Source organism: Afipia birgiae 34632, assembly GCF_000308295.2.
Lineage (GTDB): Bacteria > Pseudomonadota > Alphaproteobacteria > Rhizobiales > Xanthobacteraceae > Afipia > Afipia birgiae.
Genome location: NZ_HG326652.1, coordinates 2,396,510 through 2,411,074, shown reverse-complemented (window position 1 = coordinate 2,411,074; position 14,565 = coordinate 2,396,510). Strand labels below are relative to the sequence as shown.

The 14,565-nt window shown below is 60.5% G+C and carries 14 protein-coding genes and 2 pseudogenes; 15 read left to right on the top strand and 1 reads right to left on the bottom strand.

Annotation, left to right across the window (positions count from 1 at the left end; all coding sequences use genetic code 11):
• Positions 1–48: 48 nt before the first annotated feature.
• From BN32_RS11340 to BN32_RS11275, 15 genes and pseudogenes are all read left to right on the top strand, one after another.
• On the top strand, positions 49–1,674 hold the full coding sequence (locus BN32_RS11340) for an amidohydrolase (RefSeq protein WP_019198310.1): 1,626 nt from the start codon (positions 49–51) through the stop codon (positions 1,672–1,674).
• On the top strand, positions 1,674–2,540 hold the full coding sequence (locus BN32_RS11335; protein ID WP_019198309.1) for a branched-chain amino acid ABC transporter permease: 867 nt from the start codon (positions 1,674–1,676) through the stop codon (positions 2,538–2,540). Before BN32_RS11340 ends, BN32_RS11335 begins: the two co-directional genes overlap by 1 nt.
• 1 nt (position 2,541) lies before the next feature.
• The gene (locus tag BN32_RS11330; protein WP_019198308.1) at positions 2,542–3,543 is read left to right on the top strand and encodes a branched-chain amino acid ABC transporter permease; all 1,002 of its coding nucleotides are present in this window, start codon (positions 2,542–2,544) and stop codon (positions 3,541–3,543) included.
• Positions 3,540–4,304, top strand: a complete 765-nt coding sequence (locus tag BN32_RS11325) for an ABC transporter ATP-binding protein (protein ID WP_019198307.1) — start codon at positions 3,540–3,542, stop codon at positions 4,302–4,304. Before BN32_RS11330 ends, BN32_RS11325 begins: the two co-directional genes overlap by 4 nt.
• A complete protein-coding gene (locus BN32_RS11320; RefSeq protein ID WP_040426307.1) occupies positions 4,285–4,998 on the top strand; it encodes an ABC transporter ATP-binding protein in 714 nt (237 codons plus the stop codon). Before BN32_RS11325 ends, BN32_RS11320 begins: the two co-directional genes overlap by 20 nt.
• Before the next feature lie 42 nt (positions 4,999–5,040).
• Positions 5,041–5,742 carry a protocatechuate 3,4-dioxygenase subunit beta gene (gene pcaH, locus BN32_RS11315; RefSeq protein ID WP_019198305.1) on the top strand — a complete coding sequence of 234 codons (702 nt, stop codon included), beginning with the start codon at positions 5,041–5,043 and terminating at the stop codon, positions 5,740–5,742.
• The gene (pcaG, locus tag BN32_RS11310; RefSeq protein WP_019198304.1) at positions 5,742–6,329 is read left to right on the top strand and encodes a protocatechuate 3,4-dioxygenase subunit alpha; all 588 of its coding nucleotides are present in this window, start codon (positions 5,742–5,744) and stop codon (positions 6,327–6,329) included. The genes pcaH and pcaG overlap by 1 nt, the downstream gene beginning before the upstream one ends.
• 165 nt (positions 6,330–6,494) lie before the next feature.
• The gene (locus BN32_RS11305; RefSeq protein WP_244438131.1) at positions 6,495–7,097 is read left to right on the top strand and encodes a hypothetical protein; all 603 of its coding nucleotides are present in this window, start codon (positions 6,495–6,497) and stop codon (positions 7,095–7,097) included.
• Between the two features lie 28 nt (positions 7,098–7,125).
• Complete coding sequence (locus BN32_RS27700; RefSeq protein WP_244438130.1) at positions 7,126–7,413, top strand: helix-turn-helix transcriptional regulator; 288 nt, start codon at positions 7,126–7,128, stop codon at positions 7,411–7,413.
• 316 nt (positions 7,414–7,729) lie between these two features.
• Positions 7,730–9,025 (top strand): TonB-dependent siderophore receptor, encoded by a 1,296-nt coding sequence (locus BN32_RS11300; RefSeq protein WP_244438129.1) that lies wholly within the window; start codon positions 7,730–7,732, stop codon positions 9,023–9,025.
• Positions 9,026–9,091: 66 nt separating this feature from the next.
• Positions 9,092–10,874: pseudogene (gene istA, locus BN32_RS11295) on the top strand (IS21 family transposase).
• Positions 10,852–11,620 (top strand): annotated as a pseudogene (istB, locus tag BN32_RS11290) (IS21-like element IS1631 family helper ATPase IstB). Before istA ends, istB begins: the two co-directional pseudogenes overlap by 23 nt.
• A gap of 93 nt (positions 11,621–11,713) precedes the next feature.
• A complete protein-coding gene (locus BN32_RS11285; protein WP_019198301.1) occupies positions 11,714–12,616 on the top strand; it encodes a TonB-dependent siderophore receptor in 903 nt (300 codons plus the stop codon).
• Between the two features lie 11 nt (positions 12,617–12,627).
• Complete coding sequence (locus BN32_RS11280; protein WP_040425653.1) at positions 12,628–13,794, top strand: PepSY-associated TM helix domain-containing protein; 1,167 nt, start codon at positions 12,628–12,630, stop codon at positions 13,792–13,794.
• The gene (locus BN32_RS11275; RefSeq protein WP_019198299.1) at positions 13,791–13,982 is read left to right on the top strand and encodes a hypothetical protein; all 192 of its coding nucleotides are present in this window, start codon (positions 13,791–13,793) and stop codon (positions 13,980–13,982) included. The genes BN32_RS11280 and BN32_RS11275 overlap by 4 nt, the downstream gene beginning before the upstream one ends.
• A 3-nt stretch (positions 13,983–13,985) precedes the next feature.
• Here BN32_RS11275 and BN32_RS11270 read toward each other — a convergent pair whose 3' ends face one another.
• The gene (locus BN32_RS11270) at positions 13,986–14,447 is read right to left on the bottom strand and encodes an Lrp/AsnC family transcriptional regulator (RefSeq protein ID WP_019198298.1); all 462 of its coding nucleotides are present in this window, start codon (positions 14,445–14,447) and stop codon (positions 13,986–13,988) included.
• Positions 14,448–14,565: the final 118 nt, after the last annotated feature.

The window sequence follows — 14,565 nt, the reverse complement described above, 5'->3', positions numbered from 1 at the left end:
CGAGTTCGCTCGCGCCAATCTTTTAACTAACGGACAAGTCGATCAGTCATGCCGCACAGCCCGGATTCCCTGCGCTTGATCAATGCGCGGATCTACCGATCCGCCGATGACATGCGGCCGGCCAATACGCTGGTCACCCGGAAGGGCGCAATCCACTGGGTTGGCGACAGGAAAGATGCGCCCGAGGCCGACCGCACCATCGACATGCAGGGTGCAACGGTTATCGTGGGTCTGACGGACGCGCACGTTCATCTGTTCGCGATCGCGAACGAGCGGCAGCAGATTCAATTGAATGGGCCGGGCGTCCGCGCTGTTGCGGATGTCCTAGATCATGTGGCGGTGGCGGCAAGTGGGAACCCGTCCGCACAGTGGATCAGGGCGGTCGGTTTCGATGAGAACAACCTCGCCGAATCTCGCTATCCCACGCGGGATGAAATCGACGCGGTCGCTCCTAATCATCCCGTCATCATCCGCCGCTTCTGCGGGCATACCGCGATTCTCAACAGCGCCGCGCTGAAATTGCTTCAGATCAATGAGGGTGTATCAGACCCGCCGAGCGGATCATTCGGTCGTGACACGTCCGGGCGGCTGAACGGCAGCGCCAAGGAAAGCGCCGCTGAAGCTGTATTCCGGGCGATTCCGGCCATCGATCCGGCCATGATGGCGGCCGCCCTGCGCGAAACAATCGAAGACAGCATCCGCATGGGCCTGACCGCCGCGGTGGAAGCCGCGGTGGGCTTCACCAGCGGATTCGACGATGAGTTCATGGTATGGAATTTGCTCCGCCAGGATACGTCGTTTTCGCCGATCCGCCTCGGGTTCATGTATCAGCTCGATCCGAAGGATGCTGCCGCGCGCGGGTTCACACCTCGCCGCGATCCTGACTGGCAGGCGATGACGTTGAAGTTTTTCGCCGACGGCATCGTCGGCGCGCGCACCGCAGCGGTGAGCAAGCCGTTTGCCGATACCAATTCACAAGGCTTCTTTATGCACGATGAGGCCGATCTCGAACGCGTGATCGTTGACGCGCATCTCGGCGGCTGGCAAACGGCGACGCATTGCGTGGGCGACCGCGCGTGCGCATGCGTGATCTCGGCATTCGAGAAGTCCGAGAGGGCGCTGCCCGGACAAGACCGGCGCCATCGCATCGAGCATTATTTCTGCCCGCCGGATGGTGGTCTCGCGCGCATGAAGGCGCTCGGAGCCCTGATCGTCACGCAGCCGAGTTTTCTGGCGCGAATGCGCCGCTCGATTCTCGCGGCGTTCGGACCGGATGCACACAGCAAGTATCCCGCGCGCTCTGTGATCGATGCCGGTGTCACTTACGTCGGCAGTTCCGACGCGCCGACCGGGCATGTCTCGCCGTGGGTCGGGATGGCGAATGCCGTGGATCGCGGCGCGTCATTGGGCGCTCCCATCGGTGCGAATGAAGCGCTGACCCGGCGTCAGGCTGTCGGCAGTTACATGCATGGCGGGGCTTTCGCGATGAAGCAGGAGGATTGGCGCGGTACGCTCGTGCCGGGCATGGCGGCGGATTTCATTGCCATCGACCGCGATCCATTTGATGCATCCACCGATCTTGCCGCGACCAATGTGCTGATGACGGTGCTTCGCGGCACCGTGCGTCATGATACGCTGTCAGCCGCGGCCAAGATGCCGGCGGAGGCGTACTGATGTTAACCGCGCTGAGCATCCTGCTGGACGCCGTTGCCTACGGGATGGTGCTGTTCACGATTTCCATCGGCTTGTCGATCATGATGGGGCTGATGCGCGTTGTGAACCTTGCCCATGGCGCGTTCGCTATGATCGGAGGCTACATCGCGTCCTACGCGCTGAAGACAATGGGCATCAGTTATCCGATTGCGATCGTACTGGCGGTGGTGGGGACGATCATCATTTCGATCCCCTTCGAAGCTCTGCTCTACCGGCGCATCTATCGCCGCTCCGATGCCCTGACCCAGCTCCTGCTTACCATCGGTATTACCTTCGTCATTATCGGTTTAGCGAACTTCATCCTTGGGCCGACGTCGAAACCGATTCCGCTGCCGGCAGCGCTGAGCGGCCCGTTCGACCTCGGTTTCCGTATGATCTCGACGCATCGGCTGCTGGTGATTGCGTGCGGCCTCGTGACCGCGTTGGGGTTGTGGCTGTTGATCGACAAGACGGAGTTTGGCGTGCGGATGCGCGCGGCCGTCGACAATGGCGACATGGCGGAATCACTCGGCATCCGGACGCAGTGGATCTATTCGGCGACATTTGCTCTGGCAGTCGGTCTGGCGGCATTCGGCGGCGTGCTGGGCGCGGAAATGCTGCCGATCGAGCCATTCTATGCGCTTCGCTACATGGTGACGTTTCTGGTCGTGGTGTCGGTGGGAGGCGCGGGATCGATCCTCGGCGCGCTGTCGGCATCGCTTTTTCTCGGGCTTGCGGACACCACCGGAAAATATCTCGCGCCGGAGTTCGGCGAATTCTTCTTCTATCTCGCGGTTATTCTGACAGTGTTCCTGTTCCCGCGTGGTCTTCTGGGACGGGCGCACTAAGATGGCCGAAGACATCATTAAATACGATGTGGCGCGGCGGGGATTTCCGTTCCAGCAGGAAGCCTTTGGCCTGCTGACAATCGCCTTCGTGGGCGCTGTCGGCTATTTCGTGTTTCCCGACGATCTCGCGTTCCTGACGCGACTGATCAGCATCACGTTTCTCGTGCTTTCGCTTGATCTCGTCACGGGCTATTGCGGTGTCGCCACGCTGGGGCAGGCAGCGTTGTTCGGGGTCAGCGCGTATGCGGTAGGCAATGCCTGCATCGCGGGAATTACTAATCCGCTGATCCTGCTCGCGATCGGTGCCTTTACCGGCTCCGTGACCGGATTGATTTCCGGAGCGCTGATCACGCGCTTCCATGGTCTGCCGCAGCTCGTGCTGTCAATTGCCATCGGTCAGCTTGTCAGTTCGCTCGCGAACAAACTGTCGTCGCTGACCGGCGGCAGCGACGGCCTGTCCGGCATCACGCCCGCGCCGATCTTCGGCGTGTTCTCGTTTGATATGTATAGCCGGACGTCATACGTCTTCTCGCTGGCGACGCTCGCGGTCGTCATGGTTCTGCTGCTCAGGTTCGTTCAGTCTCCGTTCGGTCTGTTGTGCCGTGGCATCAAGGACGACAGCTTGCGCGCGCTGATGATCGGCGCCTCGGCCTATCCGAGACTTGTCGCGATGTATGGCGTGTCGGGGATCGTTGCGGGTATCGGCGGCGCGCTGATGGCGATCAACACCGGTGTTGTCGGGCTCGACAGCGTCAGCTTCGAGCGATCCGCCGAAGTTCTGGTCATGCTGGTGCTGGGCGGAGCCGGGAACCTATGGGGCGCGCTGGCCGGCGCGGTGATCTTCCAGATCTTCGAGCATATCGTCTCGGCGGCGAACCCGTTCCACTGGATGACGCTGGTCGGATTGCTTTTGATCGTCATCGTGATTTTCGCCCCGCGCGGCCTTGGGTACAGCATCGCTTCGCTCTGGTCATCCCTCTCGCAGCGGAGGTCGGGATCATGACGTCGCTGCTCGAATTGCGGAATGTGTCGAAGTCCTTCGGCGGCCTTCACGTCAACCGCGACGTATCCTTCAGTCTTGGCAAGGGCGACCGCGTCGCGCTGATCGGGCCGAATGGTGCGGGCAAGACCACTCTGGTGAACGTCATTTCCGGCGATCTTGCTGCGTCTGATGGCAGCGTGTTCTTTGAAGGCAATGACGTTACCAATGTTTCCATTCCGGGGCGCGTCCGGCAGGGGCTGGCGCGGACGTTCCAGATCACCCGCCTTTTCACCAGTTTGACGGTCGCGGAAAACGTCGCGCTGGCTGTCATGCAACGCAAGGGCATGACGCGGCAATTCTTCTCAGTCGCGACGTTTGCGCCCGCCGTCCGCGACGAGTGGATGCACATCCTGGGCATCCTCGGCATCGCCCACCTGTCGCAGCTTCCCGTCGCGAAACTTGCTTACGGCCAGCAACGGCTGCTCGATCTCGCCATCGGCCTTGCGCTGACGCCGAAGGTCCTTCTGCTGGATGAGCCGGCGGCGGGCGTTCCACACGACGAAGCGCCGAAGATACTTGAAGCAATCAATCGCCTGCCGCCCGACATCGCGGTTCTGATGATCGAACATGACATGGACCTTGTGTTCAGGTTTGCGAAGCGCGTGCTCGTGCTTGCCAATGGTCGCCTGATCTTCGAGGGCAGTCCGGAGGATGTGACCAAAGACGACGAAGTCCGCCGCGCCTATCTGGGGAGCTATGCCGATGCCAGCCGCACGGCTTGAGGTCGAACGCCTGAGCGCGGGTTATGGCCCGACGCAGATCGTCTCGGAGATGTCGTTCGAAGTGCCAGCCGGCGGCCGCCTTGCGGTCCTCGGACGCAACGGCGTCGGCAAGACAACGTTGCTCGCGACGCTGATGGGGCTTTCGACGCGGCATCACGGCCGTATTCTTGCGGACGGCAAGGATATCAGCGCATTGCGAACCTCTGCGCGGGCGCTGTGCGGCATGGGATATGTGCCGCAGACGCGCGACATTTTCGGCTCGCTGACCGTGGAAGAAAACCTGTCGACAGGCTTCAAGACACGTGAGCGGCAGGGATTGTCCGAAATCTACGAGATGTTCCCGCGGCTGGCAGAGCGAAGACGTCACCTCGGCCTTCAGTTGTCCGGAGGCGAACAGCAGATGCTGTCGATGGCGCGAACGTTGCTGGGAAAGCCGTCGATCCTGCTGCTGGATGAGCCTCTCGAAGGGCTCGCGCCGGTGATCTGCGACCAACTGATGGAAACCATTTCACGGCTCGCCACCAGCGGCGACATGACAATTGTGCTTGTCGAACAGCAGATCGAACGCGCGCTGAATTTCGCCGACCGCGTCATGGTGGTCGAGCGTGGTCGCTCGGTCTGGGAAGGCGGGTCGGCGGAGCTGAAATCGGACCGGTCGCTGGTCAACCGTTTGCTTGGTGTAGGCATTCACTGATCGAATTGATACTGTAACAGGGTCAACAAGAAGAAGACGCCCATGACGTTGATCTATCCGCGAGAAAGCAACGCCGCACACGCGCCACGGCTGTCGCCGGCCTACAAGAGCACGGTGCTTCGCTCTCCCACCAAGCCGCTGGTGATTATTCCGCATACGCTGTCGGAACTAACCGGGCCGGTTTACGGCCACGAGACCGTACGTGACAACGACAGCGATCTGACGATCCAGCACAAGGGCGAGCCGCTCGGCGAGCGCATCATCGTCCATGGCCACGTTCGCGATGAGGGCGGCCGCGGCGTGCCGAACACGCTGCTCGAGGTGTGGCAGGCCAATGCCTGCGGGCGCTACATCCACGTCGTCGATCAGCATCCGGCACCGCTCGATCCGAATTTTACCGGCGCAGGCCGCGCGCAGACCGATGCGGAAGGATACTACCGCTTCATCACCATCAAGCCGGGTGCGTATCCGTGGGGCAATCATCCCAATGCTTGGCGGCCGGCCCACATCCACTTCTCGGTGTTCGGGTATTCCTTCGTCTCGCGTATCGTGACGCAGATGTATTTCCCCGGCGATCCGCTGTTCGCCTACGATCCGATCTTCAATTCGGTGACGGACGAGAAGGCGCGGATGCGGATGGTGTCGAGCTTCGATCTCGAAAACACCAAGCCTGACTGGGCGCTGTGCTATCGCTTCGACATTGTATTGCGCGGGCGCAATGCCACGCCGCTGGATAACGACTGATGAGCAACATCACGCCTTCGCAAACCGTCGGTCCCTATTTCAAGTACGGCCTGACGCCCGGCAACGACTATGCGTGGAATGACGCCTTCGGCAACGATCTGGTGACAGCGGATGTCTCCGGTGAACGCATCCGGATCGTCGGGCAGGTGTTCGACGGTGATGGCAGGGTCATTCCCGATTCCATGCTGGAAATTTGGCAGGCCGACGCGCAGGGGCGTTTTGCCGATCCGCAGGATACGCGCGCGATGCCGAATGCTGCGTTCAAGGGTTTCGGACGCTGCGGCGCCGATGCCAAGGGCGGCTTTGAATTCCGCACCATCAAGCCCGGTCCGGTGCCGGGGCCAGGCGGCAAGCCGCAGGCCCCGCACATCCTTCTGGCCGTTTTCGCTCGCGGCATGACGCAGCAGGCGATCACGCGGATCTATTTCGGGGACGAGGCTGCGAACGCTGCCGATCCGATTCTCGCGCTGGTACCCGCCGAGCGCCGCGCGACGCTGGTCGCGCAGCGTGAGCCGGGTGACGTCGTGACCTACAGGTTCGACATTCACCTGCAGGGCGACAGGGAAACCGTGTTCTTTGACGTGTGATCCGGTCCGAGGCGGATTACCGCCGGCGGCATTTTCGCTGAACCAGTCGGTTGGACAGCTGTTACTTTCTAATAGCTCTAAATTCTAATAGCTCAAAATACGCCTGTAACCCGTTGAGGATGCGGGGGGAGGCCGTCATAGTGGCAAGCTCGAACAGTTTGCCGAATGACAAGTCTCTTCGATCTGATCGTCGACGACTACCGGATTCTCGATAGCGAGAATCGACCGGTCGAAGACACCTTTTCCCAAAGCATGATCTGGCTGGATAATCCCGGCTGCGTTCTTCAGCCGGGTAATTTTCACTTGCCCGCCGATCTTCGCACCCACGGAACCATGAAGCCCGGTCTCTATATGACCATCGTGCTGGAGGGCACTGGCGAGAGTTTCACCAACGACGGTCTTGAGAAGGTTCGCTATTCCGAGAACCTCTTGCTGGGGATGGCAATACGTGAGCCAACGCCGTGCAGCGGCGAAGCGCCCCGCGGCCCAATCCGAGCCGTCGGTATTGGTTTTCCCCGCGCCTCGATCACGGCGTTGGGACTGGAGCAGGAGTTTGTCGATCTGTTCAGGACCACAGAGCGGCCTGTTCTTGTTTTCTCGGTACAGGCCCCGCCGCGAATTCAGGCCATTGCAGCGGAAATCCTGTCACCGGCACTCGATGGACCAGCCGGAAAATTGCTGATGAGCGCGCAAGCGACCGAGATTTTGGCGAGAGGAATGTTCGCGTTGCGTCACAACGTCGAACTGAAGCAATCCCGTCGATCATAAGCGGGCGCGTCTTCAGGGCGCGAAAGACATGATTGACGCTGACTTGCGCTATCCGTGGAGCATCGCAGAACTCGCGCGCCGCGCCGGAACCAGCAGCCGGTCGTTCAACCTGCGTTTTCGCGCAGCTTACGGTATCAGCGCCATCGATTATCTAAGAACCAGACGGCTTGAGATCGCGCGCGAGGCGCTGGTGTATCAGAACATGACGGTGACTGAAGCTGCCGATCTCGTCGGCTATACCAACCCGGCGAATTTCGCAACCGCGTTCCGGAAGCACTTCGGCTTGGTTCCAAGTCTTTGCCGCAGTTTGTCCTGAACGAAATCTTCAATCGCCGCGCGCGGCGTTATGCGTACTGCGTCCTAAATGCCGCACGGGCAAAGCAATGCGGCTACCTTTGAGAAGGTCAACATAACATCAAAGGGTTTTTGCGCGCACGCAAAGGCATCGGTCGCGCAAATCTGCTTTCTCCATCAATGGGGGCTGAAAAGCCTGGCAAGATGGGGAAGTTGAGATGGGGCGGCAGTTTTCGGAAGATGTTTTGCGCGTGACGATGAGAAGCGCGCTTGGTGTCGCGATTCTGGGAGGTGTCTGTCAGGCAACGCCTTCGTTCGCGCAATCTTCGGAGCCGCCGTTGGAGAAGCAATCGGCAACGACTCTTCCAGAAGTCAGGGTCGCAGGCCAGCGTGCACGGCCGCGCCGCGCGTCGCGCGTCGCGCCGGCTCCTGCTCCGGTTCAGCCGATTCCGGCTCAGGTCGGCGAAAGTGGTACCGGTCCGGTTGTGGGCTACTCCGCCCGGCAAAGCGTGACGGCGACGAAGACTGACACTCCGTTGCTGGTAACACCGCAGTCCATCTCGGTCGTGACGAAAGACCAGATCAAGGATCAGGGCGCGCAAACAGTTCAGGACGCGCTTCAGTATACACCGGGTGTTTCGATTCAGGGCTACGGCGCCAACGCCTTCTTCGACGGTTTCAAGGTGCGGGGATTCGATGCCCCGCAGTATCTGGATGGTTTGCGGCTGCCCAAGGACGGCCTCTCGTTCGCGATGCCGAAGATCGAAACCTACGGTCTGGAACGGCTGGAGGTGTTGAAAGGCCCGTCTTCCGGCCTTTATGGGCAGACCGATCCCGGTGGCTTCATCAATATGATCAGCAAGCGGCCGACCGCGACGCCGCACTACGAAGTTGAAGGCACATTCGGCTCGTTCAATCGCATCCAGGGTGCGTTCGATATCGGCGGTCCGATCGACAAGAATGGCGAGTTTCTTTACCGCGTGGTGGGTCTCGCCCGCCAGAGCGATACGCAGACCGATTTCGTGCAGGACAATAAGGTCTTCATCGCACCAAGTTTCACATGGCGGCCGACGACGGACACAAGCTTCACGATCCTCTCGCACTATCAGAAGATCGACAACAAGGGGTACCAGCAGTACGTGCCCGGACAGGTGTCGTTCCTGCCGAATCCGAACGGGCACGTACCTTACAGCCGCTATATCGGGGAGCCCGGCCTCGACGGCTACAAACTTGAGCAAGTTGCCATCGGCTATGCATTCGAGCATCGCTTCGACAACAATCTGCAGTTCCGGCAGAACCTGCGTTACATGGAAGTGACCAACAATTTACAGAGCGTACGCTCGGAGGGAATGGTCCCGGGCAGCAACTCGCTGGTGAGCCGCAGCTATAACTACATCAACTCAAAGGCGCAAAACCTGACGCTGGACAATCAGCTACAGGCGGATTTCCGAACAGGCGCGCTGACGCACAAAGTTCTCGTGGGCATGGATTATCTGCACCAGACGGGAAGTTCAGATTACAGAAATACTTTTATAACGCCGATAAATGCCTACAACCCTGTCTATGGAGCGGGTGCGGTTCAGCCGGCGAGTTCCCCGTGGGTCGGTCAAAATCCCCCGGGTATGGTCACTTGAAACTCCCCCACTCGATAATCGCGGTCAGCGCCGCTGAACAGCGGTAGCCGATCAGGCAGGACGTTTATTTTCGGTCCCTTTAACCAGCAAGGGGCCGGGGAGTTGAACGTCTTGAAGCCACACCTGCAAAGCACGGTATTTACGTTACTCGATCGCAACGCCAGCCAGCGCGAGATCCACAGGCTGACGGGGGTCGACCGCAAGACGATCCGGCGTTACCGGGCGCTGCGGGCTGGTACGGAGGCAAATTCCCCCGGGGAAGTGACCACCGGCCCGGTGAGCGCGGACGGCCAAATTCCTCCACCCCGACCACCGGCTTCTGGGGCATCGGGAGCGACGGCCGCCGGCAGCCTGGCCCGTTCGGCTTGCGAACCGCATCGGACGTGGATCGAAGAACAGGTCCGCCTGAAGCGGAATGCGCAGGCGATTTACCAGGACCTGGTCGATCAATTTGGCTTTCCGTCCAGCTACCAGAGCGTCAAGCGGTTTGTGCGCACGTTGCGACACAGCGATCCCGAGCAGTTTGATCGACTTGAGTTCCTCCCCGGCGAGGAGGCCCAGGTCGACTATGGCGAGGGCGCTCTGACGATTGATCCCAGGAGCGGCCGGTACCGCCGTCCCCGCCTGTTCGTGATGACGCTGCGCTACTCGCGGCGCAGCTTCCGGCGGGTGGTGTGGCAATCCAGCCAGCAAGTCTGGGCGCAGCTCCACGAAGAGGCGTTCCGGTATTTTTGGCGGGGTCCCCAGCTATGTCGTGCTCGACAACCTGAAGGAAGGCGTCCTCAAGCCGGATTTGTACGAGCCCGAGCTCAACCCGATTTACAGCGCGATGCTGGCTCATTACGCCGTGGTCGCCGATCCCGCGCGGGTGGCCGATCCCAATCGGAAAGGATGCGTCGAGAGCGCGATTCAACATACCCAGGGCACCGCGCTGGCCGGACGGCGCTTCGAGACACTGGAAGCCCAGAACGAGTTCTTGAGGCACTGGGAGGAGAATTGGGCCTCCAAGCGAATCCACGGCAGCACGCGGCGTCAGGTCGAGGCGATGTTCCAGGAGGAGAAGCCCCACCTGCGGCCGTTGCCAGTGGCTGCCTTCCGCATCTTCACCGAGGTCGTTCGGACCGTCTGCGACGATACCACCGTGCGTGTTGATAGCAGCTATTACGCCGCGCGGCCTGCGCCCATCGGCAGCCAGGTCGTGGTGCGGATCTACGCCTCGACGATCGAGATCCGCGATCGCCACACCCATGCGCTGCTGCGTGTTCATCCCCGGATGGCGCATCCCGGTTCGGTCGTCCTGCCGACCAGCGAACGGCCGTTCAATCCGTCGCGGCAAACCGCGGTGCTGCTGGCGAGCGCCGAGCGCATCGGTCCGCAGACCAGGGCGCTCTGCCAGCAAGTGTTCGACACCGAGGGGCGCCCCGGACAGCGCGCGATGTGGGGCATTGTCGGGCTGAGCCGGAAGTATCCGGCACGGCTGGTCGAGCAGGCCTGCGCGCACGCCATCGGCAACCGCATCTACCGTTACAAGCACGTGCGTGCGACCGTCGAGCGGTTGTTCGAACAGGCGATCGCGCAGGTTGGAGCGACGCCACAGCCGGCATCGCCGCTCACCCAGGATCATCCGCTGATCCGCGCTCCAGCCGAATACGGCGATCTCTTCAGCCGTGCCGCGCGGCACGATGCCGGCGCCAATGGCCGGCAGGCCGAGGCTCACGACGACCGCGCCCCTGCAACCCGCGCTCGTGGCGCCTGCGCAACCCCGACCAGCTCCGGCGCCACGAGCGCTCCCGCGGCTTCTCACCTCAAACTGGAGACCAAACCACATGATGACCATGCCGGAAATTGAACGTTGCCTGCGACAGCTGCGCCTGTCGGGCGTTCGCGACACGCTGCAGACGCGTGTGCTGCAGGCGCAGGGCGCCAACCAGCCCTTCCTCGAGACCTTCTCCCTGATCCTGCAGGACGAACTGGACCGTCGTCAGTCCCGCCTTATCGAGCGACGATACCGGCAATCCGGGCTCGACGAAAAGCTCACGCTCGCCGAGTTCGACTGGTCCTTCAATCCCAAATTGCCGCGCCAAACCTGCTTCCAGCTCCACACCCTGGCGTTCATCGCCGCCGGCGAGAACGCGCTGCTCGTCGGCAAACCTGGCACCGGGAAGTCCCACATCGCCAAGGCGATTGCCTATCAGGCGATCCTGCAAAGCCACAAGGTCCAGTATCTTGAGACCGACGACTTCTTCCACCGCTACGTCCTGAACTCCCCGGCGCAACGCGAGGTCCGGCTGCGAACCATCATCGACTGCGATCTCCTCGTGCTGGACGATCTGTTCCTCGCCCGCGCCATCCCTGACGACGCCGGCGCCTTTGCTGCAGACCCTGATCCATCAGCGCTACAAACTGCGCCGCAGCGTCATCGTCACCTCCAATCGCGTCGTGCAGGATTGGGGAACATACCTGGGGGACAACACCATGAGCACGACGATCCTCGATCGCCTGATGCATTATTGCCATCTGCTCGAGTTCGATGGACGAAGCTATCGGCTCAAAGAGGCCGCTGAAGCCCTTGCCCGGGAAACAATGTCAAACTAACAATCATCATGTCCTGCCTCGCGGGGTGGAGGAATTTGACTGACCACACCCGGAGGAATTTGAAGTGACCCGCGGAGTTCGCTGTCTCCCTTCATGCTGTTGAACAACAAGATTGATCAGATCGGCTTGTATGCGCAGGATCAGATCAAGCTAGATCGATGGACGCTGTCGCTAACCGGCCGGCAGGATTTCGTGAATACTGAGCTGGAGAGCCTCGCATTCTATCCGAAGCCAGGCACTTATCGCCGTAGCGATGCAGCGACAACCGGCCGCGTGGGTCTGAACTATCTGTTCGACTTCGGCCTGTCGCCTTACGCCAACTACTCGACATCCTTTGTCCCGAATGCCAATGCGAGCCGGAACGGACAGGCGTTCAAGCCGACGACTGGTGAGGGCTGGGAGGCGGGGGTGAAGTTTCAGCCTGTTGGCACCAATCTGATGCTCACCGCGGCCTATTTCGACATCAAGCAGAACGACGTCCTGACATCTGATCCCGTTGATTTCCTCTTCAGCGTGCAGACCGATGCGGTTCGTTCACGCGGTGTCGAGCTGGAAGCGCGCGGCAACATCACGCGCGAACTCGAAATCATCGCGGGCTATACGCATACGGACGCCAAGATCACCGCGAGTGCTGTCGGCGCTCAGGGAAAATACGTGAACGGCGTGCCGATCGATCAGGCCTCGCTATGGGCGAAATATACCTGGTTCGATGGTCCGCTGGCGGGCCTCGGCCTCGGTGCAGGCGTCCGCTATGCCGGCGAGAGCTATGGCGATCTCTACAACACGTTTGTTCTTCCGGACTACACGCTGTTCGATGCGAGCGTGAGCTATGACTTCGCCTACACACGGCCGGATCTGAAAGGCTGGAGCGCGCAGGTTACAGCAAAGAACCTGACAAACCGCTACTACGTCGCATCGTGCCTAACCGGTCTGGCTTATTGCGGCCTTGGAACAGCGCGGACTGTCCTCGGAACGCTGAAATACTCCTTGAATTAAGGAGCATCACATTGACAGGCAGTAGCAAATCATTGCGCCGATGGGGTTGGACTCACAAATGGTCCAGCATCATCTGCACCGTATTCATGCTGATGCTCTGCATCACCGGCTTGCCGCTGATCTTCCATCACGAGATCGATCACCTGTTGCACGAGGAAGTGCAGGCGGCGCCGGTGCCGGAAGGAACTCCGCGTGCCAATCTGGATCTGATTGTGAAGAACAGTCTGTCAAAAGATCCGGGAATGGTGCCGCATTTCCTGATCTGGGACCCGGATGATGCCAATGCTTTGATGGTGAGCATCGGCAAAACGCTGGAGGCCAACCCTGTCGACAACCGCATCGTCCGCGTGGACGCTCACACCGCCGCCTATCTCGATGCGCCGGATGTCACCGGACGTTTCACCTACATCATGCTCAAGCTGCACACCGACATGTTCGCCGGTCTTCCGGGAAAACTGTTTCTCGGGCTGATGGGTATCCTGTTTTGTGTCGCGATCATTTCCGGCATCGTCGTCTATGCGCCGTCGATGCGAAAGCTGAAGTTCGGCACCTATCGCCGCGACCGGCTGCGCGTGGTCCGCTGGCTGGACATCCACAATGTTACCGGCATCGTGCTGGTGATGTGGATGCTGGTGGTAGGATTCACCGGTGTCATCAATACCTGGGCTGAACTTGTCATCAAGGTCTGGCAGTTCGGACAGCTCGCGGAAATGACCGCGCAATACAAGGACAAGCCGCTGCCGGCCAATCCGTCATCCATCGATGCGGCCGTGCAGGTCGCGATCAAGGCTGAGCCGAACATGAGGCCGGCCTTTGTGGCGTTTCCCGGCACGATCTTCAGCAGCAAGAGCCACTACGCTGTCTTCATGCGCGGCAACACGCCGTTGACGGCGAAGCTGCTCAAGCCGGCCTTGATCGATGCGGAAACCGGTGGGCTGACCGACAGCCGGAACCTGCCATGGTACGTCGCGACGCTGCTGATCTCGCAGCCGCTGCACTTCGGCGACTATGGCGGCATGCCGCTGAAAATCATCTGGGCGATTCTCGATATCATCACCATCGCCGTGCTGATCACCGGCCTTTACCTCTGGCTGCGCCGGCGTCAGTCCGGTGTCAGTATCGAGCGCGTCGTTATCGATGCCTCGGCTTCAGACCATCGCCCGGCCTATACGTCATGAAGTACAAATCGCAGCTACGCCGTCAGACCAACGGTCAGATTTTCGCGATACCGATGGTGCTCGGCGTGCTCAGCATCGTCGGTCTTGTCTCCGCGCTGGTCGGGGACGGGGTGTGGGATGGCGTGTCCTGGGCGACGCTGGCGATTCCGATCCTGCTGTGCGGATACTTCTTTCTCAAGCGCAGCTGAACGTCACACCGGCAGCGCGATAGTGTACTTCACCTGACTGAGCGCAAAACTCGACTCGATCGAGGCGATGCCGTCGAGGCGCGTCAGCTTGGTCTTGATGAAATTTTCATAGGACGGGAGGTCGGCTGTGACCACGCGCAGCAGATAGTCGCGGTTGCCGGTCATCAGGTAGCATTCCAGCACCTCTTTCCATTTCGAGATCGCCTTGGCGAAGCGGTCGAGGTCCTCTTCCTTCTGCCGTTCCAGCTTGATCGAAATGAAGACGCTGACCGGAAGTCCGACGGATTTCTGATCGACCATGGCGATGTAACGCGAGATTACACCGCGCTCCTCGAGCAGTTTCACGCGGCGGTGGCAGGGCGATACCGACAGGCCGACCTGATCCGCGAGGTCCTGCATGGTGACGCGGCTGTCGGCCTGAAGAATCGTCAGGATTTTGCGATCGATCGCGTCGAGATTTGTCATTGGAATGAAATCTCATAAATGTTCATGCGAATAGTATCATATCCCAATAATCTGGCGCCGGTCGATATGATTTGAGATTTTTGTGGCGCAGGAGGGACTAGCATCTGGGCGCGAACCC